1 pseudogene is annotated in these 690 nt (G+C 43.0%); it reads left to right on the top strand.

Features of this window, described 5'->3' with window-relative positions:
- Window positions 1–237: 237 nt before the first annotated feature.
- Window positions 238–561: pseudogene (locus tag J1781_RS00505) on the top strand (Arm DNA-binding domain-containing protein); the annotation flags it as partial.
- Window positions 562–690: the final 129 nt, after the last annotated feature.

Here is a 690-nt window from a genome sequence, read left to right as displayed (position 1 = left end):
GGATATAACAAGCCCCTCCTAAGGGCTAGTTACAGGTTCGATTCCTGTAGGGACACCATTTCAATGTCTACAAACGTCCACTCAAGTCTATTTTATTCTCTAAATTCAGCAAGTTAACCCCATCACTTCGTCTACCAAATTCCAATAACTTTTATCAACATCCTGCACATTTTGTTGGTATAACAGTTGGTATGGTAAGTTCGATAATGCAGATACCATCAGTATGGGGGGTTTTCTATGGCACTCACTGAGGTAAAAGTAAGAAATGCTAAACCTGCGGAGAAGCCGATAAAGCTGACTGATGGTGGTATGCACCTTCTGATTCAGCCCAGCGGTTCGAAATATTGGCGTCTGCAATACTGTTTTGCCGGTAAACAAAAAATGTTGGCGTTGGGTGTTTATTCTGAAATCTCTCTTGCCACTGCAGGCCTTAGAAGAGACGAAGCAAGAAAGCTAATCGCAAACAATATAGATCCTGGTGAGAAGCGAAAATCTGAAAGGATTGAAGAAAAAGGGTTGCTCACATTCGAAACGGTTGCCAGAGATTGGCATTCGAGTAACAGTGTAAGTATCCCACCAAAACGGCCCATTCATTTTTAGAGATCTTCCGACATACTGATTATGTCCCCTGAGGAGATCGCTATGCGTAAGATCCGATTCACTGAGCACCAGATCATCGCCGTCCTGAAA

This window comes from Rahnella perminowiae (assembly GCF_019049695.1).
Lineage (GTDB): Bacteria > Pseudomonadota > Gammaproteobacteria > Enterobacterales > Enterobacteriaceae > Rahnella > Rahnella perminowiae.
This window is presented reverse-complemented; position numbering and strand designations above follow the sequence as displayed.